This window comes from Hymenobacter sp. AT01-02 (assembly GCF_000961955.2).
GTDB lineage: Bacteria > Bacteroidota > Bacteroidia > Cytophagales > Hymenobacteraceae > Hymenobacter > Hymenobacter mucosus.
In genome coordinates this window covers 21,985-40,562 of the sequence record NZ_JZIR02000009.1, presented here as the reverse complement: position 1 = coordinate 40,562, position 18,578 = coordinate 21,985, and the positions used below count along the sequence as shown (strand labels likewise).

Genomic DNA, 18,578 nt, shown 5'->3' with positions numbered 1-18,578 from the left:
AGTGGGTTAGCGCTAGCGCTAACCCACTTTTAAAAACATAAACGGTTGGCTTAGTTAAAGATATACCGAACGCCAACCTGCGCTTGCCAGCGCGAGCTGATGGTCGTCACGTTGTCACGGAACGTCCTTGCCTGCGGAACGCCGGGGGTAACTGTAGTAGTACCGTTAACCGTGGTAGCTGATGGGTTCGTCTGATAAGGGAACTGGAATACTGGTTGGTTATTTGTGCTGTAACCAACGAAGCTTACTGGGTTGTTGCGGTTGGTAGCCCGTAGCGTACCCCAATCACTGTTCAGTAGGTTGCCCACGTTGAAGATGTCAAAGCTCAGCTGCAGAGTATGACGGTTTTTATCATTGATAAATATGTCCTGGAGCAGTTTAGCATCAACTTGGTGCAGCCACGGAAATTCAGCGCCGTTGCGTTCAGCATATTCACCGCGGTGGTCGCTCAAATACTTGTCTTGGTTGATATAAGCATTGAGGTCGTTCCACTGCTGAGCAGCCGAATACACACCACCACCCTGCGCTGCCGTCAGCGTGACGTCACGTAAGAGAATGTCGTTCTGGTCACGGGGGATGTACATCAGGTCGTTAGACGTCTGACCATCGCCGTTCATATCGCCGTTGTACACATAGCTGAAGCGCCCGGCAGGGGCTCCAGTGTAGAATAGCGAGAGCGTGGTGCCTAGGTGGCCGAGGTACTCACGGCGGTAAGAAGCCACTGCTACGATGCGGTGACGCTGGAAGAACTGGGAGTAACCCAGCACGTTCGCGTTAGGGTCACCAGACACTTGACGGTCACGCCACTGTGACTGGGCAATTGAGCCGCCATCGTTTACTGAGCGAGCGTCCGTGTAAGTGTACGCCACGCTAGAGTAGAAGCCATTGCTGAAAGACTTCTGCAACTGGCCCGTAACGGCGTAAGAGTAGCCCTTGTTGGTATTGCGCAGGACAATAGCATCCGAAATGTTCGGGCGAGCTACTGTGTTACCCCCCTGGTTGGCCGGAACAGAGCCGTAAATACGGTTATTGGCAATCAACGAAGCCGGCGTTCCGCTAGGTACGCTGGCGGCGTAGTATCCCTGATACAGGGTGCCGGGCGTATAGAAGATTGGGCGGTTGTCAGGGCCATTAGCGGTTCTAAAAGGAGCCGACTCAGAGCCTGGTAGGTTGATATTCTGTAGGTATACGGCGTTCAGGTCGCGGGTATAAAAAGCTTCCAGGGTACCAACAATGCCACCGGGCAATTGCTGGTCGATGGCCAGGTTCGTACGCCACACTTGTGGGAATTTAAAATCCCGGTCTGTTACCGCGAGGTTGTAAGCTACGTTAGCCGCTGCTGGGCCCGCCACTGGACCTCCTGAGCCAGGAACGTAGTACGTCGTGTTCGGATTAAACCGGTTGTAGGCTGCGTTAGCACCAGTAAAGTTGGTAATAGACTGAGAGCCAAACAGTACACCGTTGTTGCTGGCCTGGTTAGAAATCCACACGAACGGAACACGGCCGGTGAAAATGCCGGTACCACCACGCACCTGCGTAGTTTTATCGTTTTTCACATCCCAGTTGAAGCCGATGCGGGGCGAGAACAGAACCTGGCGCTTTGGCAAACGACCGGTATTGATAGTCTCGCCGTCGCGGAAGGTCAGCCCTGGGTACGTAGTGCCAGTTGCTGGGTCTGTACCACCCGATACAGCGTAGTTCTGCGCTACATCTGACGTGATGATGGGTAAGTCGGCGCGCAGACCTGCGGTGATGCGCAGATTAGTAACAGGCGTATATTCATCCTGTACATACACACCTAGCTGAGCAGCTTGAATGCGTGCGTAGGGAAACTCGTTATTCGCATTGGCTCCGTATTGAATACCGAACTGCGAAGGGTTTGATCGGGCCGCATTAGCAGCTAATGGCGTCAGCGTTTGACCAGCACGGTCGTAGCTGTACCCAACGTTGCTGTAGAAGTCCTCGAGAGAGTTGAAACGGTAAAAGCTGTTGTAGTTGGGGGCAAAACCGTTTTTGAAGCGGTAGTACTCATTATAAGTGCCCACCGTTACGTTATGCTTACCCAGGAAGGCGGTGAAGTTGTCGCCGATCTGATAAACATCTGTATTCAGGAGGTTGCCAGCCGTGAAGGGCTCGTAACCAAACGACGTAAGAGTTGCGTTAGGAGCCTGGGTTCCAGTTTGGCCTTGCAAGCCCACACCATTGCCAATCTCTACGAAGGGAAACAGCGAGGAGAAAGGGGTGCGGTAGTCACGGAAAGCGGTGTAGCCGGCCGTTAAGTTGTTGGAATACCGAGTCCCGAACGTGCTGTTCAATTCAGCAATGATGGAGTTCAGGTTGTTATTGATAGTATAGTAAGCGGACTGATACGGCAGGCCAAATTGGTTACCCGAACGACCAAGAGTTGTGTTAATAGCTCCGCTACCGCTTGGGGGAATATCAGCGTACGACTTTAGGTAGTTATACTTGATATTGAAGCGGTGATTGGCACTAATGTTCCAGTCAATCTTCGCCGTGAGCTTGTCGCTATTCTGGCGCTGACTGTAGCCCTGGTAGGGTCCGGTGCTGTAATTATACTGGCTCTGTAGGAAATCACTCAGGGTATTGAGAATGGGCTCGCTTGCTTGCGAAACACTCGTGCTATTAGCTGGCCGGTCACCACGGCTAGCTACGAAGTTACCAGCAGGCGGGTCAGTCCGACGCTCCCGCTCCCCGTTTAGAAAGAAGAAGACCTTGTCCTTAATGATTGGGCCACCTACGCGGAAGCCGTAGTTTTGCAGGCGGAAGTCCGTAATTGGAACTTCCTGGTCGCCCACTTTCCGACCAAGGAATAACTTTCGCTGGTTACGGTTAAAGAAGTAAAGTGAGCCAGTTACTTTATTGGAACCCGAACGAGTTACGGCGTTGATGCCGGCCCCCGTGAATGAGCCTTGGCGCACATCATATGGCGCCAAGTTTACCTGGATTTGCTCAATAGCGTCAACCGAAATAGGCTGGGCATTGGTCTGTCCACCAACCGTACCCGACAAGCCGAAAGCGTTGTTGAATACTGCACCGTCAATGGTAACGTTGTTGAACGAGCCGCTACGGCCACCAAAGCTATTGGTAGGGCCGGCTTGGGGTGTAAGACGCGTGAAGTCCGTAAATGAGCGGTTTAGAGTTGGAAGACGCTCAATTTGCTCACGCTGAATGGTCGTTGCTGCCCCCGTCCGACCTGCGTTAATAACTGGGTCTTGACGGCCCGTTACTACTACTTCATTCAGCTGCTGGGTGGCCTCACTCAAATTAATATCTAAGCGCTGATTTTGGCCTAGCGTCAGGAAGATATTATCCCGTAGGCATCCGTATATCCAATGAAGGTTACACGAATGGTGTACGGACCACCTACGCGCATGTTCTGGATGTTGAAGCGACCTTCCGAGTTGGTCGGCGCTACGTATTGCGTGTTCGTAGGTGTGTGCACAGCAATAACCGTAGCACCCGGTAGCCCGGCCCCGTCCTTGTCGGTAATGATACCGTTCATGGCCGATGTAGTGGTACCCTGACCCCAACTAAGGTGCGCCGACAATAGCGCCAAGGGCAGGAGTGCTACATGTGAGTAATTGTGGTGTCTCATGAAAAAGGGGGATTGGTGAAAAACCGGGGGCAAAAGTACTTGGTGAGGTTGCTGTTGGTGTGTTATTAAAATGTTATTAAAACTAAGTTAGAAGTGGATTCGATAAATACCGTCATCAGAATGATCCACCAAAGAGAATTATAGTGAAAAAAATATGGTGTTTAGCTATTGATTGTTAGCAAGATAGATTGGAAAAGGCATAAAAAAAGGCCGGAGAAATTTCTCCGGCCTTTCAGCAATCCAATTAAAGTTGCCCTAGTTGTGCTGCACCACTGAGATGCCTAGAGGTGTAGCGTTGTTACCGGCAATGCCGCGCACATAAAGTGTGTAGCTCTTGCCTTTTGCAAATGTAATAACCTGCTGTGTGCCAACTAGGGGCGTGGTGACAGCACTACGCACATCCAGTGTGTAGGTAGCAGCCGGAACCTCCGTGAAATTCGCAAACGTGACTAGCGAAGCACCGGTACCCGTAGTCAGACCACGGTAGGCCCGAGTAGGAGCTGCCGAGAACAGCGAAGCCTGCGTTATAGAGTTAAAGATGCCGTAGGTGCCAGAAGACGATAGATTGACGAATCGGATCCGGGCATTGTCTGCATTAGCTGGTGCTGCAAGCGAAGTCGTCAGCGTCAGCGTCCGAATGCCACCTACATCAGTTCCTGCTGCCGCACGCGTGGGAGCATCGGTGATGAAAGTAAGGTAGTTTGTGCCACCTGAAAAAGAAGTGCGGCTTGCGGGCACAATCGTCGTACCGCTAGCAGTTTTGATGTTAGTTGGCTCGCTAAACTCGAATAGACGCAGGCCAGCGTTTACGGCGGTAGCGTTGGTAGCCGAGAGATACGGTAATGCAGTACCGAAGGCAGCGTTGTCAACCGTTACAGTAGTACCCGTAGCACCGGGAGAAGCATTTACTACTGTTACCTGCGCCTGACCTACTGTAGAAGTGGTAACTGGGCTCGGCGTAGCGTAATCTGGGTCATCACAACCAACCAAGGCGCTAGCTACCGAAGTAGCCAGCGTTAGTTTGGTGAAAAACGAAGCAAAAGAGAATTTCATGAATGAAGGCGTTTAGCTAAACCTACTGACTGATTAGAACAGGTAACGAACACCAAATTGTGCCTGCCAACGAGAGCTCAACTGGCTAATTTGGTAGGCTACCGTAGGTGTGGTGCTAGCGTAGCTGAAGGTAGGACGGCCAGTAGTGCCATTCTCCAAGCCCTGGTAACGCAGCAGACCATAGTTGCCGTTCGATACGGAGTAGTCGCGGCCCCAATCCTTGTTCAATAGGTTGCCGAAGTTGGTTACGTCAACTGACAACTGAATGGTGTGGGTTTTGTCACCCACCTTGGTGTAGAAGTCCTGTAGCAAACGTACGTCGATGCGGTGCTGCCAAGGGGTACGGGCACCGTTACGGGCGGCGTACTCACCACGGTGCTTGCTCAGGTACTCATCGTTCTCGATGAACGTATTCAGCTGGTTCCAGATCTGGTCAACCGTACGGGTATCCGAAACGCCATCCGTTACCAACACAATCTCGTTTTGGCTGCGGGGGATGTAAATCAGGTCGTTTGAGTTGCTGGTGAAGCTACCGCCGTCATTGTTGATGTCAGCTCCGTAGTAGCTGTACGAGAAGGGCGAGCCCGACTGGCCGTTATAGAAGGCAGAGATAGTCGTGGCAAAGTGGTTCGCGTACTCCTTGCGGTACGAGAACGAACCTAGTACGCGGTGACGTAGGTCAAAGCTCGAGTAGGAGAGAGGCAGGTTGTTAGGACCAGAAACGTGGGGGTTGAATTCCCAGATCGAAACAGCCGTAGAGCTAGTGCCCGAGTACACGTCACGCGACTGGCCGTAGGTATAGGCCGAAGTAGCGAAGAAGTTCTGGTTCAACTGCTTCTTCAGTTCACCCGTGATGCTATACTGGTAGCCTTTGCTGGTGTTAGTCAGCATAATCACGTTGTTGAAGTCGCGGCTGTTGCGGTAGCGGGCAGTGCCGCTTGGGTACACCGGACGACCATCACCTTGCAATACACCGGTGGGGTTTACCAAGTTGATATCTACTGGCAGCACGTCGTTGAGCGTCTTAGAGTAGATACCTTCAACCGTGGCTACAATGCCGAGGGGCAGACGGTAGTCTACAGCAAAGTTCGTACGGATGAGCTGTGGGTTACGGAAGTCTTTGGCTGTAACAGCAATGCTGCCTTTTGCAGCCGTTGCGGGCGTGCTGCTAACCTGGTCGCGAACCGTAGCGTAGTTGCTACCTAAGCCTAGACCGGCTGCAGGACGGACAGTGCTGTTGTTCGTATCGTAGGTAGCGAAATCGACACCCGTGTTGCCGTACTGGTTGGAAATCCACACGTAGGCGGGGCGGCCCGTGAAGATACCTACACCACCACGTACCTGGAAGGTTTGATTCTTACGCACATCCCAGTTGAAACCGATACGAGGCGAGAATTGCAGACGTGACTTAGGCAGTCGGTCGGTCTTCACATCGTAAGCGTCGCCAGTAGCTGTAGCCATGGCGAACGTAGAGTCTACGCGGGGATTGTACGAAGGCTTGTCGAAGTACACGGGCAGGTCTACGCGCAGGCCGGTAGTGAAGCGGAAGTTGTCCGTCACGTTGTATTCATCCTGAGCGTACAGGCCGAACTGAGCCGCACCAAATTTTGCCGTAGGCTTACCACCAGGTAGAGCAAAGTTTTGACGGTAGCGGAAGCCGGTGCCAGTAACTGTATTAGCCTCGAAAGCATCAATGCTTGGGAAGTTATAACGGCCCTGGGTGCTCTGTACAAACAAGTTATCGAAACGGAAGATTTCGTTATTCGTACCGAAGGTCAGGACGTGCTTACCCGCGAAGATGTTGAAGTTGTCGTTGATTTCCAGGATATCCTGGTCAAGGCGGTTCGCTACTGAGCTGAATTCCGAGCCAGCAAATATTGTCCCGTTGTTGGAAGTAATCTCAATTGAGGGGAATAGCTCTCCTACTGGCGTACGGCTGTCGCGGATGGTGGAGTAACCTACCAACAGGTTGTTGGCATAGCGGTTACCAAAGCGGCTTTTCAGTTCGAGAACTGTCGCGTTGGTTTTGCTTAGGAACTGGTACGCGTTGTTGCCGAAACGGAAGTTGGTCAGGCTGCGGCTGATGTTATCGTCCGAAGCGTCTACGAAGTTGTGGCGCAGCGTAAGCTGGTGGTTCTGGTTGATGTTCCAGTCCAAACGAGCAAACGCCTTGTTAGAACGGGTTTCGGCGTTGATTTCACCAAATGCACCAGCATCGTAGCCATACTCAGCTAGCTTGTTGGAAATACGCTGCAGGTCTTCCGTGCTAACAAAACGCACCAGGTTCGATGCGCCCGTGTTGCCACTGATTTCAGCGCTGCTACCCGTTTGGAACAGCAAAGGAGCCGTACGGCGGGTAATTTCGCCGTTTACAAAGAAGAACAGCTTGTCCTTAATGATCGGACCACCCAGGCGGAAACCAGCCTGGTAGTCGTTGAACTTGTCGAGCTTGGTACGCTCGCCCGCCGCGTTTGGCGTGGGGCTCTTACCAGCCGTGTTCTGGTTACGACCGAAGGCAAAAACGGACCCCGAGAAGTCGTTGGTACCCGAGCGGGTAATAGCGTTTACGCCACCACCGCTGAAGCGGCCCTGCCGTACGTCGTAGGGAGAAATTACAACCTGGAATTCCTGGATAGCGTCCAGCGAAATTGGGTTGGCTCCTGCCTGTCCACCAGGAGTACCGGTGCTACCTAGGCCGAACAAGTCGTTGTTCGAGGCACCGTCAATTTGAATGTTGTTGAAGCGGCTGTTACGGCCTCCCAGTGAGTTGCCATTGGCTTGGGGAGTCAGACGCGTAAAGTCGTTGAACGAGCGGTTGATGGTAGGCAAACGCTCAATTTGCTCGCGCTGCACGTTGGTAGCAGCACCGTTGCGCTCCGAGTTTAGCGTTGGGTCTTGGCGGCCACGTACTACTACCTCCGTCAGCTGTTGCGTAGCGTTGCTAAGGTTGATGTCGAGCTTTTGGTTCTGACCCAGAGTAAGGAAGATGTTCTCCCGTACCGCATCCTGATACCCAATGAACGTTACGCGGACCGTGTACGGACCACCTACGCGCATGTTCTGGATGTTGAAGCGACCTTCCGAGTTGGTCGGCGCTACGTATTGCGTGTTCGTGGGCGTGTGCACTACAATAACCGTAGCACCCGGTAGCCCGGCCCCGTCCTTGTCGGTGATAACACCGTTCATGGCCGAGGTAGTAGTACCCTGTGCCCAGCTTACATGCGCCGACAAAATTGCCAAAGGCAGCAAGGCCACATGGGCGTAAAGGTTTTGTCTCATAGAATGAGTAAGGTTGATGAAAAAAGGTGCTCTTGAAAGTTTAAAAAGCGGCGCAAAACTGCCGTGTTGACAACCGCATCACATTACTTCAGTGTTACTAGAGAAACTTTGCCTTTGAGGTCTTTTCGGCGCAAAGGTAAGAGGGAATTTCACAATCTTGGTCTTACTGCCTTAATGAATCTGCTTAGATAATAATCAGACTCCAACGCATTTTCTACTACACCTAAAGAACTGGAAGAGTGGATAAACTGTACACTCTCGTTGGACGCTTCCGTTATTAAACCCACATGCGTTATGGTATTGCTACCAGGTGAAGCACCGAAAAATACTAAATCGCCCGGCCGTAAATTCTGCGGTTTTACTGGGTCGCCCCATGCCGCCTGCTCGTTGCTAGAACGGGGAATAGTAACGTTGATAGCTGCAAATGACATGAAGAGTAGCCCAGAACAGTCCATGCCTAGCCGGTTAGTGCCACCAAACCTGTAGGGCGTTCCTTCGTATGACCGTGCCGTTTCAATCACGGAAACCACATTGCGCGGAACATTGGCTGGAAAGGGGTGGCGTACTGCCGGGCGTTTGACCGTTACCTTGCTTTTGCCAGTAGGAGTAGCCACTTTGGTTTTGGATTTGCTCACGGGTGCGCCGCCCCGGCGCCGCTCAGCTGCCTTGATACGAGCCATATCCCGGGCCGAGTGGTACCGGCCATTCCGATAGTTTACTTTCTTGGTGCCACTGCATGAAGCTAGCCAGCCTACACACAGTAGTAACAGCATCGACAACCAGCAGCGCCACTGCCCTGAATGCCGTACCTTCGTAACGTCGTGTTCCCGCATCGGGGCAAAGATACGTGAAGTGCTCATTTCGCTCCTCTATATATGGAATATCAAGTTTTGACCCCCACTCTCGTCACCGCTTTTGAGGCCATTGTGGGGCCGGCTCATGTGCTAACCGCGCAAACCGTTGAAGCCGATGTGTACACTGACTATGGTCGCGACCATACCGAGGACTTCCACTTCGCTCCCGACGTGGTTGTGCGCCCCGCTAACGCCGAGGAGGTAAGTCAGATTGTTCGCCTCTGCTACGAACATCATATTCCCGTTACGCCTCGCGGTGCGGGTACCGGCTTATCGGGGGGAGCGCTACCCATCCATCATGGGGTAGTGCTCAGCACTGAGCGCCTCAACAAAATCATTGAAATAGATGAGCGCAATCTGCAGGCAACTGTGGAGCCGGGCGTAGTAACGGAAGTATTTCAAAATGCTGTTAAGGAAGTCGGGCTATTCTACCCTCCAGACCCAGCCAGCAAAGGAAGCTGCTTTTTAGGGGGCAACTTGAGTGAGAGCAGCGGTGGCCCCAAAGCGGTGAAATACGGCGTAACGAAAGACTACGTGCTTAATATGCAGGTAGTGCTGCCTACCGGCGATATTATCTGGACCGGGGCGAACACGCTCAAAAATGCCACGGGTTATAACCTTACCCAGCTCATGGTCGGCTCGGAGGGTACATTGGGTATCATAACTCGCATTGTCTTTAAGCTCCTGCCTTACCCGCAGCAAAACTTACTGCTGCTAGCTCCTTTCCGCAACGAGACGGAGGCTGCCGCTGCCGTATCTGCTATTTTCCGGGCTGGTATTGTGCCTCCGGGCTGGAATTTATGGAGCGGGAAGCCATTGAGTGGTCGTCGCGCTACCTTAACATTCCGCTAAGCTTACCCGAAGATATCCGGGCCCACTTGCTAATCGAGCTCGACGGCCAAGACCTCGACCAGCTTTATAAGGAGGCCGAAGCTGTGTATGGAGTGTTGGAGAACTACGACGTAGATGAGATTCTGCTAGCCGATACAGCTGGGCAAAAAGACGACTTGTGGCGTATCCGTCGCAACATTGGTAATGCAGTGCGCTACAATTCGGTGTATAAAGAAGAGGATACGGTAGTGCCTCGCGCCGAATTGGCTACTCTGTTGCAGGGAGTAAAGGAGATAGGACAACGCTACGGATTCAACTCCGTGTGTTACGGGCACGCTGGCGACGGAAACCTGCACGTCAACATCATCCGGGGTGATTTGGATGACGAAATGTGGAACCATGGTCTGCAAGAACCCATCAAGGAGCTGTTCCGCCTTTGCGTACGCCTCGGTGGTACTATTTCCGGTGAGCATGGAATTGGCTTGGTGCAGAAGCCGTACATCGGCATTGCACTGGGAGAGCCGCAACTCAACTTGATGCGTGGAATCAAACAGGTATTTGACCCCCGCGGTATCATGAATCCTGGTAAGATCTTCTAGTCAGAATACCGACTAGGTAAATGGTGTAAAACCGCTACCTGCTTACGGCAAACAAAAAAGCCTCGTTGAATACGAGGCTTTTTTGTTTAGCAAGAGAACTGGCAGACTACTGCTGTTCGCCTTTTAGTTTGTCTTCGCCGCCGTAAGGGGCACCGGCAGTAATATCGCCCTGTAGGCCGCCCTGTGAAATACCTGGAGCGCTATCGGGTTGCTGAGAGGTAGTAGTGTTACCATCCCCCGACAGTTGGGAGCCGGTTGCTGGCTGGCCGTTGCCAGTTATAATGGTGGTTTTCTCACCAACCGGCCCGGCTATTTCAGCCACTTTCTGGACGTATTGACGTTTGGCGTCGTCTTCGCTAACACCTTTGAAACGGCTCCACGAATCCCATTGTGCCTGCGACATCCCTTGGGGGCCGCTTGGGTTATCAGGGGTATCATCGCCTACTTCGTCACCACTAGTATCATGGTCACCCTCAGTGGCTTGTTTATAGAGGCCGTACAATTCGGTCATATGGGCAGCAGCTTTGTCGCCGGGCAGTGCGTCCACGCGCGATACAGCGGCTTCAAACTCTCGTTGCAGGCTAAGCTGGTCTTGCAAATTCATAGAGGTGGCGGGCTAGAAGGGAAATTTTACTGGGTGTACTAACGTGGCACGGCTTTGGTTGCGAGCCGCGGCCGGAGTTTTTCAGAACTCAAGTCCTGATAGTTCGTACTTTTGCCCGCCCTATGTGTGGAATTACTGGAATATTCGCCTTTACTGAAGCGGGCCGTAGCTCGCTGGCCTCCTTACGAGCCTCAACTGACGCCATCTCCAGCCGGGGGCCCGATTCGCAGGGCCATTTCGTCTATGATCGGTGCGGGTTAGGCTTTCGTCGTTTGGCCATCCTCGACCTCACCGCCGATGGCAACCAGCCCATGACGGATGAATCGGGACGCTATACTATTGTATTCAACGGCGAGATTTTCAACTTCAAGGAGTTGCGCCAAAAGTTGATCAGCAAAGGTCACCGCTTCCACTCCCAAACGGATACGGAGGTAGTACTACAGCTATATATTTCGGAAGGACGCAACTTTCTTAAGAAGCTGAACGGGTTCTTTGACTTTGCCATTTATGACAAAGAAGAAGATTCTATGTTCTTGGCCCGCGACCGGATGGGAGAAAAGCCCTTACTCATCTACCGCGACGAGGACAAGTTGATGTTTGCTTCTGAAATGAAGTCGCTGCTGGCCCTCGGGATTCCGCGCAAATTAGATTATGTGTCGTTGAGCCACTACTTGCAGCTCAACTACATTCCAGGTCCAGCCACTATTTTTCGGGGAGTAAAGAAGCTGTTGCCCGGCCACTACTTGTACATGAAAGGCAAGAAAGTGGTGCGTAAACGCTGGTATAAAATTCCGTACGATCCCAAAAAGGTTGATAAGAACAAGCTCAGCTACGAGGAGCAGCAGAAGAAGCTCGTTGATTTGCTCGACGACGCTACAGCCCGCCGTTTGGTAGCCGACGTACCCCTGGGTGCTTTTCTCAGTGGCGGTATCGACTCTAGCGTTATTGTTGCTTTGGCTTCGCGCCATACCCAGCATCTGAATACGTTCAGCATTGGTTACCGCGACGAGCCTTTCTTCGACGAAACGAAGTATGCTAAGCTGGTTGCAGACCGCTACAAAACTAACCATACCGTTTTTTCGCTTACGAATCAGGACCTCTACGACCACATCTTTGATGTCCTGAACTATATCGACGAGCCGTTTGCCGATTCCTCCGCGTTGGCTGTATACATCCTCAGCAAGCGCACGCGCGAGAAAGTAACCGTTGCGCTGTCTGGCGATGGTGCTGACGAACTATTTGGGGGCTACAATAAGCACATGGGCGAGTTCCAGGTGCGGCAAGGCGGTTTCAAGGCTGAAGCAGTAACTGGCCTGAACTTACTTTGGGATGTGCTGCCCAAGTCGCGCAACTCCTTCTTCGGCAACAAAGTCCGGCAGTTTCAGCGCTTCTCTCGCGGCATGCTTAGCGGCCCCAAAGACCGGTATTGGGATTGGGCTTCTTTCGCTTCGGAAAAGGATGCGCGAACTTTGTTGAGCCCGGCTGCTCGCCGCAAAGTAAGTAAAAAGCTGGCCGACAAGCGTCGTAAAGACATTCTGGAAGATTTGCACGCCGATGGCGACCTGAACGAGGTGTTGCTCACGGATACCAAATTGGTGCTGCCTTATGACATGCTCACGAAGGTAGACCTGATGAGCATGGCTAACTCCCTGGAGGTACGCCCCCCTTTCCTCGATCCTAACGTGGTACGCTTCGCCTTTTCACTGCCCGTCGAAAGCAAAATCGACGCGAACATGAAAAAGAAAATCGTGCAGGATGCCTTCCGGCCAATGCTGCCCGAAGAACTGTATAAACGTCCGAAGCACGGATTTGAAGTTCCGCTGTTGAAGTGGTTCCGTGGCGAGCTACGCCCCTTGATTGAGGATGATTTGCTTTCTGATGCTTTTGTTGAAGCCCAAGGGGTATTTGATGTAGCGGCTATTCAGGCGCTGAAAACCCAGCTTTTTTCGCGTAGTCCTGGCGATGTACACGCTCGCATCTGGGCACTGATTGTCTTTCAATGGTGGTGGAAAAAATGGATGATGGCCTAAGCTCAGCCGTGTTCATCATGGCAAAGGCATAGTAGATTCTTTCCTGTATTGAAATAACTTGCCGGCCGATTCCAACTTCCATATCCGTTTGATGAGCTCTATAGGCCCGCCGCGTAAGCTTTCTATCGTTATTCCAGCCTATAACGAGGGTGCTACTATTCACTTGATTTTAAATCAGGTGAAGGCAGTAAAGCTTTTAGCAGATATTGAAAAGGAAGTCATTATTGTAAACGACTGCTCACAGGATAACACGGAAGAAGCGGTGCAGCACTATATGGCTGCAAACCCGGATCTTCCTATTCAATATCGGAAACATACTGTAAATCAAGGAAAAGGCGCAGCACTACACACTGGTATTCGAGAAGCAACTGGTGACTATATTGTCATCCAGGATGCTGACCTTGAATATGATCCGGAAGAATACAACGTCCTATTGCGTCCAGTACTCCGTGGCATGGCCGATGTCGTGTATGGTTCGCGCTTTATGGGTGGAAAACCCCACAGAATCCTGTTCTTTTGGCACAGCATCGGTAACCACTGGCTGACAATGCTGTCAAATGCCTTTTCCAATCTTAACCTGACGGATATGGAAACGTGCTACAAACTTTTTCGTCGGGATTTAGTACAGGGGTTGCATTTAGAGGAAAAGCGCTTTGGCTTTGAACCCGAAGTAACCCTTAAAATCGCGCGTATTCCTAATGTTCGTATTTATGAGGTAGGAATTAGCTACTACGGCCGCACATACGCAGAAGGCAAAAAAATTGGCTGGCGCGACGGCTTCAGGGCTATTTACTGCATCATTAAATATGGCCTTTTCACTTAACCGCAGGGTATTTGAAACACCTTTTCATCAGTAACACCATACTCTTTCTCTCCATATGAAAATTGCAGTAGTAGGTACCGGGTACGTGGGCCTTGTAACAGGCACTTGCTTTGCCGAGGTAGGCATTGATGTCACTTGCATCGACATCGACCAGAAGAAAATTGACAACCTCCACAAGGGCATCCTACCCATTTATGAGCCGGGCTTGGAGGAAATGGTATCACGCAACGTGGCTGCCAACCGTCTGCACTTTTCTACCAACATTGCGGAAGCCATTCAGGGCTGCGATGTTGCATTCATTGCAGTGGGCACGCCTCCCGGCGAAGATGGGTCTGCTGACCTGAAGTACGTGCTGGCGGTGGCGCGTAGCATCGGCGAAAACATCAATAACTATTGTGTTATTGTTACGAAAAGCACGGTTCCCGTTGGTACTGCTGCTAAGGTGCACAAGGAAATTGCGGACGCTTTGGCTAAGCGCAGCGCCGACATCGAATTTGATGTTGCTTCTAACCCCGAGTTCCTGAAAGAGGGTGCTGCCATCGATGACTTCCTCAAGCCTGACCGTATTGTGGTAGGCATCTCTTCGGAGCGTGCTGAAGAGGTAATGAGCCGCCTCTACAAGCCATTCCTGCTCAATGGCCACCCCATCATCTTCATGGACATTCCTTCGGCCGAGATGACGAAGTACGCAGCCAACTCTATGCTGGCTACCAAGATTTCGTTCATGAATGACATTGCCAACCTGTGCGAAATCATGGGTGCTGATGTAAACATGGTGCGTAAAGGCATTGGCTCCGATGCTCGTATCGGCACTAAGTTCATCTATCCTGGTATCGGTTACGGCGGCTCTTGCTTCCCTAAGGACGTGAAGGCCCTCATCAAAACGGCTTCTGAGAACGGCTACCAGATGCAGGTACTGCAGGCGGTAGAAGGAGTAAATGAGGCCCAGAAAGAGGTGCTGTTCAGCAAAGTGAAAAAACACTTCGGCAACGACCTCAAAGGTAAGAAGATGGCAATCTGGGGTCTGTCGTTCAAGCCCAAGACAGATGATATGCGCGAAGCTCCTTCGTTGGTTATCATTGAAAAACTGTTGGCTGAAGGTTGCACCGTATCGGCTTACGACCCAGTGGCAATGCCCGAGGCAAAGCACTCCCTTGGTGATAGCATCACCTATGCGAAAGACCAGTTCGATGCATTGGTAGATGCCGACGCTCTGCTAGTTGTAACCGAGTGGCCTGAGTTCCGCTCACCTTCCTTCGATGTAGTAGGCCGCTTGCTGAAGCAGAAAGTTATTTTCGACGGTCGTAACATCTACGACCCAGCCGAAATGAAAGAAGCCGGTTTTGCTTACCACTGCATTGGTATCCGGACGGCTCACCACGAGCCAGCATAGTTCTCGGTTACTACGCTAATAGCCGAAAAGGAGCTGCTCTACCAAGAGTAGCTCCTCCATTCAAGAGATTCAACGTTTTACACTATGTCTGACAAAAAACGCGTCTTAATTACCGGCGGTGCGGGCTTTCTAGGCTCTCACCTCTGCGACCGGTTCCTGGCGGAGGGTTACCACGTCATCGCCATGGATAACCTGGTTACGGGTGATCTGAAGAACATCGAGCACTTGTTCGGTAAGGAGGACTTCGAGTTTCATCACCACGATGTATCGAAGTTTGTGTTTGTGCCCGGCAAGCTGGATTATATCCTGCACTTCGCCTCGCCAGCTTCTCCAATCGACTACCTCAAAATTCCAATCCAGACACTGAAGGTAGGCTCACTCGGTACGCACAACCTGTTGGGTCTGGCGCGCGTGAAAGGTGCTCGTATGCTGATTGCCAGCACTTCAGAGGTATACGGCGACCCCGAAATTCACCCCCAAGTAGAGGAGTACTTCGGTAACGTAAACCCTGTAGGTCCGCGCGGCTGCTACGATGAAGCCAAGCGTTTCCAGGAGGCTATTACCATGGCCTACCATAACCACCACGGTTTGGAAACCCGCATCATCCGCATCTTCAATACCTACGGCCCTCGTATGCGCCTCGATGACGGCCGCGTACTGCCAGCGTTCCTGTCGCAGGCGCTGCGCGGCGAGAACCTGACGGTGTTCGGTGATGGCATGCAGACGCGTTCTTTCTGCTACGTGGACGACCTCGTAGACGGTATCTACCGCCTGTTGCTGAGCGATTACCACCTGCCCGTGAACATCGGTAACCCTTCCGAAATCACGATCAAGGAGTTCGGTGAAGAAATTGCTCGTCTAACCGGCGTAGAGTTCAAGCCCGACTATCGTCCGCTACCCGAAAACGACCCCATGAAGCGTCGTCCAGATATCACCAAGGCGAAAGAAATCCTTGGCTGGGAGCCGAAAGTTGACCGCGCAGAAGGTCTACGTCGTACCCTGGAGTACTTTAAGGAGCACGTGAAGTAAAAGCCGCACATGTTCTGAGTGATGGAGAATCCTTGCCTGTTATCATACGGGCAAGGATTTTTCTTTTACTTCGTGGGCTACTTGTTCTGTTGCCTTACTTACTATGCCGCCTGATCCTGCCCTGAAACCCCATTTGATTACCTTCCCAACCACGGGAGAATCAGGAACTGGGTACATAGCCGTAGCAGAAGCAGGCGCTAGCATTCCATTTACCACGCAGCGCAGCTACTGGACATACTTTACGCCGGAAAGTATTGTGCGTGGCCGCCATGCGCATTACCGTACAGAGCAAGTGCTAGTAGCCGTAGCTGGTCGTATTGTAGTACTCACGGAAATGCCAAATCAGGAGCTACAGACGTTTGTACTGGAAAAGCCTAACGTAGGCGTGTACATTCCGCCCTATTGCTGGCACACGATGCAGTATTCGCACAATGCGGTGCAACTCGTGTTGGCCTCCACGCTCTATGAGGAAGCGGACTACATTCGTGAATACGCGGAGTTTAAGCGGCTATGAACTCGCTAGCAACAGCTGTAGCAGCTCGCAGGGCGGTGCTGCCTTTCTACTCCCCGTATCATTTCATTTATCGTAAGTCGCTACCTAGCCCTACGGCTGGAGAGCAAGAAGAACAGCGTCTCCTACACTTTGGAGCGGCAGTTGATGAGCGGCAGTGGGATGATTCAGCTACTGCTACCAGCTTTCTATACCAAATACTTCGGTGGGATAGCCAGATAGCAGGGGTTCCTACGGTTAGGGTGCGTGCCATCCTGTTTGCTACTCCTGCCTTGTCCGTAGAAAGTGTAAGACGGTTTGTACGTGAGCTGGAGGCGCAAGGCATACGGTACGCTGTAATGGAAGTGCCCGTTGAGGATATTCGGGTCCTGCAAGGGTTGAATGAGGCCGCTTGGCAACTATTAGAAACCCGACTGCACTACGTGCACGATGCGTTAGATACTTTATCTGAGGCGCGCTACCCAGTACGTGCTGCTACACGTGCGGAGCAGTCTACAATCGGGGAGGTTTCGCGCAACAATGCCAACCCCTACGATCGATTTCATGCAGATCCCTTTTTTACGAAGCAGCAAGCCGACACCTTTTTAGCCGAATACGCGGCCGCAGCAGTTGCCGGCTATTGCAATGAAGTACTAGTACCAAATGGCCCCGACGTGGTGCTAGATAGCTTTCTGGCCATGAGTTACTTCGCCTCTTCCAACACTTCAGGGCTGGACGTAGCTCGAGCCGTGTTAGCGGCGGTAGGACCCGCTAATAAAGGGTGGCATCGGAAGCTACTGAGTGAGGCGCTGTACCGTGCGAAAGACAACCATGCCAGCGTAATGCTGATGACAACACAGGCTACTAACCGGGCCGCCGTGCACAATGCCGAGCAATTGGGGTTCCGATTAGGGACCGTTACGCATACCATCCGTTGGGCCACCTCAGGTGGGTAAAACCTTTTATTTCGCGCCATTTTCAGGCAAGGTGCGTGTGCTGCACCAGCCGTCATCCACTACCTTGTGCGCATGCCCAAGCTGTCCATTATCATTCCCTGTTATTTCAACGAAGCCAATATTCCGGTTACTACTGAAGCCCTGCTGCTCAATGAAGCCCGCTTTCCATCGGAAGTCACCTTCGAGTATGTGCTGGTAGATGATGGCTCCGGGGATGGGACAGTAGCCGCCTTGCGCGCCTTTCAAGAGCGCCAGCCGGGTAAGGTGCGGATAGTAGAACTAGCGGGCAACGTAGGTTCTTACAACGCTATTGTGGCAGGTATGGCTCATGCTACCGGCGACTGCAACGTCATTATCACCGCCGATATGCAAGACCCTCCTGAGCTAATGGTAGCCATGTATCAGTACTGGCAGCGGGGGATTAAACTCGTTATTGGCAATAGGCAGGACCGCCAGGAAGATGCCATTACGAAGCTGCTGGCACGGGTATTTCACGGCTTGATGCGCCGCTTTGCCTTGCGAAACATTCCCCGCGGCGGGTTCGACTACGTGTTCTTCGACCGGCAGATACGCGAGCAGATTGTGCAGTTGCAGGAGCGCAACAGCAATGTCTTCTACTTAATGACGTGGCTGGGTCATGCTTATGTCAACATTCCCTATGTGCGCAGCCGCCGGGAGATAGGCCGCTCCCGCTGGACGCTCTCCAAGAAGGTTAAGCTGTTCCTGGATTCTTTTCTGTCCTTCTCGTTTTTTCCCATTCGAGCCATTTCGGCCGTGGGAATTAGCCTGGGAGTTATTGCCCTGCTCTACGGTTGCTATTTGGTATTGCTGCGCCTAAGTGGTGTGCAGGAGCCCGCCGGCTGGACCATGCTCATGGTCGTTCTGCTGTTCGTGTCCGCCTTTCAGATGATGGCCCTTGGTATCATTGGAGAGTACGTGTGGCGTAGTTTGGATGCCGCGCGCAATCGGCCATTATACGTAGTAAAGGAAGTACGCGAGCCTTCCAACTCATAAATCAAGC

Annotated in this window: 15 protein-coding genes; 9 read left to right on the top strand and 6 right to left on the bottom strand. The window is 52.2% G+C overall.

The window, feature by feature from the left end:
• Nucleotides 1-50 precede the first annotated feature (50 nt).
• The 5 genes from VI25_RS03605 to VI25_RS03585 form a co-directional block, all read right to left on the bottom strand.
• Nucleotides 51-3,284 (bottom strand): TonB-dependent receptor plug domain-containing protein, encoded by a 3,234-nt coding sequence (locus VI25_RS03605; protein WP_055562274.1) that lies wholly within the window; start codon nt 3,282-3,284, stop codon nt 51-53.
• 32 nt (nt 3,285-3,316) lie between these two features.
• Entirely contained in the window at nt 3,317-3,616 is a 300-nt protein-coding gene (locus VI25_RS24995; RefSeq protein WP_082455384.1) for a carboxypeptidase-like regulatory domain-containing protein, read from the bottom strand.
• 255 nt (nt 3,617-3,871) lie between these two features.
• A complete protein-coding gene (locus tag VI25_RS03595; RefSeq protein ID WP_045687106.1) occupies nt 3,872-4,669 on the bottom strand; it encodes a DUF4397 domain-containing protein in 798 nt (265 codons plus the stop codon).
• 33 nt (nt 4,670-4,702) lie between these two features.
• Nucleotides 4,703-7,948, bottom strand: a complete 3,246-nt coding sequence (locus VI25_RS03590) for a TonB-dependent receptor (protein WP_052694919.1) — start codon at nt 7,946-7,948, stop codon at nt 4,703-4,705.
• Nucleotides 7,949-8,097: 149 nt separating this feature from the next.
• The gene (locus tag VI25_RS03585; RefSeq protein ID WP_236704861.1) at nt 8,098-8,583 is read right to left on the bottom strand and encodes a C40 family peptidase; all 486 of its coding nucleotides are present in this window, start codon (nt 8,581-8,583) and stop codon (nt 8,098-8,100) included.
• Between the two features lie 240 nt (nt 8,584-8,823).
• Between VI25_RS03585 and VI25_RS26410 the strand changes: the two genes are divergently transcribed.
• Together VI25_RS26410 and VI25_RS26405 are read left to right on the top strand one after the other, a co-directional pair.
• The gene (locus VI25_RS26410) at nt 8,824-9,654 is read left to right on the top strand and encodes an FAD-binding oxidoreductase (protein WP_236704860.1); all 831 of its coding nucleotides are present in this window, start codon (nt 8,824-8,826) and stop codon (nt 9,652-9,654) included.
• Nucleotides 9,603-10,232 (top strand): FAD-binding oxidoreductase, encoded by a 630-nt coding sequence (locus VI25_RS26405; RefSeq protein ID WP_236704859.1) that lies wholly within the window; start codon nt 9,603-9,605, stop codon nt 10,230-10,232. The genes VI25_RS26410 and VI25_RS26405 overlap by 52 nt, the downstream gene beginning before the upstream one ends.
• 106 nt (nt 10,233-10,338) lie before the next feature.
• Here VI25_RS26405 and VI25_RS03575 read toward each other — a convergent pair whose 3' ends face one another.
• Nucleotides 10,339-10,836: an acyl-CoA-binding protein gene (locus VI25_RS03575; RefSeq protein WP_052694920.1), complete on the bottom strand. Its 498-nt coding sequence runs from the start codon at nt 10,834-10,836 to the stop codon at nt 10,339-10,341.
• Between the two features lie 122 nt (nt 10,837-10,958).
• On the opposite strand from VI25_RS03575, the gene asnB reads away from it, so the two are divergent.
• The 7 genes from asnB to VI25_RS03540 all read left to right on the top strand — a co-directional run bounded on the left by asnB (nt 10,959) and on the right by VI25_RS03540 (nt 18,571).
• A complete protein-coding gene (gene asnB, locus VI25_RS03570; RefSeq protein ID WP_045687108.1) occupies nt 10,959-12,866 on the top strand; it encodes an asparagine synthase (glutamine-hydrolyzing) in 1,908 nt (635 codons plus the stop codon).
• A 91-nt stretch (nt 12,867-12,957) separates the two neighbouring features.
• Nucleotides 12,958-13,689, top strand: a complete 732-nt coding sequence (locus VI25_RS03565; RefSeq protein ID WP_045687109.1) for a glycosyltransferase family 2 protein — start codon at nt 12,958-12,960, stop codon at nt 13,687-13,689.
• A 55-nt stretch (nt 13,690-13,744) separates the two neighbouring features.
• A complete protein-coding gene (locus VI25_RS03560) occupies nt 13,745-15,082 on the top strand; it encodes a UDP-glucose dehydrogenase family protein (protein ID WP_045687110.1) in 1,338 nt (445 codons plus the stop codon).
• Nucleotides 15,083-15,166: 84 nt separating this feature from the next.
• Nucleotides 15,167-16,111, top strand: a complete 945-nt coding sequence (locus tag VI25_RS03555) for a UDP-glucuronic acid decarboxylase family protein (RefSeq protein WP_045687111.1) — start codon at nt 15,167-15,169, stop codon at nt 16,109-16,111.
• Between the two features lie 103 nt (nt 16,112-16,214).
• Nucleotides 16,215-16,625 carry a sugar 3,4-ketoisomerase gene (locus VI25_RS03550; protein WP_045687112.1) on the top strand — a complete coding sequence of 137 codons (411 nt, stop codon included), beginning with the start codon at nt 16,215-16,217 and terminating at the stop codon, nt 16,623-16,625.
• 269 nt (nt 16,626-16,894) lie between these two features.
• Complete coding sequence (locus VI25_RS03545; protein ID WP_152981479.1) at nt 16,895-17,557, top strand: hypothetical protein; 663 nt, start codon at nt 16,895-16,897, stop codon at nt 17,555-17,557.
• 72 nt (nt 17,558-17,629) lie between these two features.
• Nucleotides 17,630-18,571, top strand: a complete 942-nt coding sequence (locus VI25_RS03540; RefSeq protein WP_045687114.1) for a glycosyltransferase family 2 protein — start codon at nt 17,630-17,632, stop codon at nt 18,569-18,571.
• The last annotated feature ends 7 nt before the right edge of the window (nt 18,572-18,578 follow it).

Excerpts from the sequence above, each read along its gene's own strand:
- VI25_RS24995 (WP_082455384.1), bottom strand. The coding sequence starts at position 3,616 with ATGAGACACCACAATTACTCACATGTAGCACTCCTGCCCTTGGCGCTA.
- VI25_RS03595 (WP_045687106.1), bottom strand. The coding sequence starts at position 4,669 with ATGAAATTCTCTTTTGCTTCGTTTTTCACCAAACTAACGCTGGCTACT.
- VI25_RS03590 (WP_052694919.1), bottom strand. The coding sequence starts at position 7,948 with ATGAGACAAAACCTTTACGCCCATGTGGCCTTGCTGCCTTTGGCAATT.
- VI25_RS26410 (WP_236704860.1), top strand. The coding sequence starts at position 8,824 with ATGGAATATCAAGTTTTGACCCCCACTCTCGTCACCGCTTTTGAGGCC.
- VI25_RS26405 (WP_236704859.1), top strand. The coding sequence starts at position 9,603 with ATGGAGCGGGAAGCCATTGAGTGGTCGTCGCGCTACCTTAACATTCCG.
- VI25_RS03575 (WP_052694920.1), bottom strand. The coding sequence starts at position 10,836 with ATGAATTTGCAAGACCAGCTTAGCCTGCAACGAGAGTTTGAAGCCGCT.
- asnB (WP_045687108.1), top strand. The coding sequence starts at position 10,959 with ATGTGTGGAATTACTGGAATATTCGCCTTTACTGAAGCGGGCCGTAGC.
- VI25_RS03565 (WP_045687109.1), top strand. The coding sequence starts at position 12,958 with ATGAGCTCTATAGGCCCGCCGCGTAAGCTTTCTATCGTTATTCCAGCC.
- VI25_RS03560 (WP_045687110.1), top strand. The coding sequence starts at position 13,745 with ATGAAAATTGCAGTAGTAGGTACCGGGTACGTGGGCCTTGTAACAGGC.
- VI25_RS03555 (WP_045687111.1), top strand. The coding sequence starts at position 15,167 with ATGTCTGACAAAAAACGCGTCTTAATTACCGGCGGTGCGGGCTTTCTA.
- VI25_RS03550 (WP_045687112.1), top strand. The coding sequence starts at position 16,215 with ATGCCGCCTGATCCTGCCCTGAAACCCCATTTGATTACCTTCCCAACC.
- VI25_RS03540 (WP_045687114.1), top strand. The coding sequence starts at position 17,630 with ATGCCCAAGCTGTCCATTATCATTCCCTGTTATTTCAACGAAGCCAAT.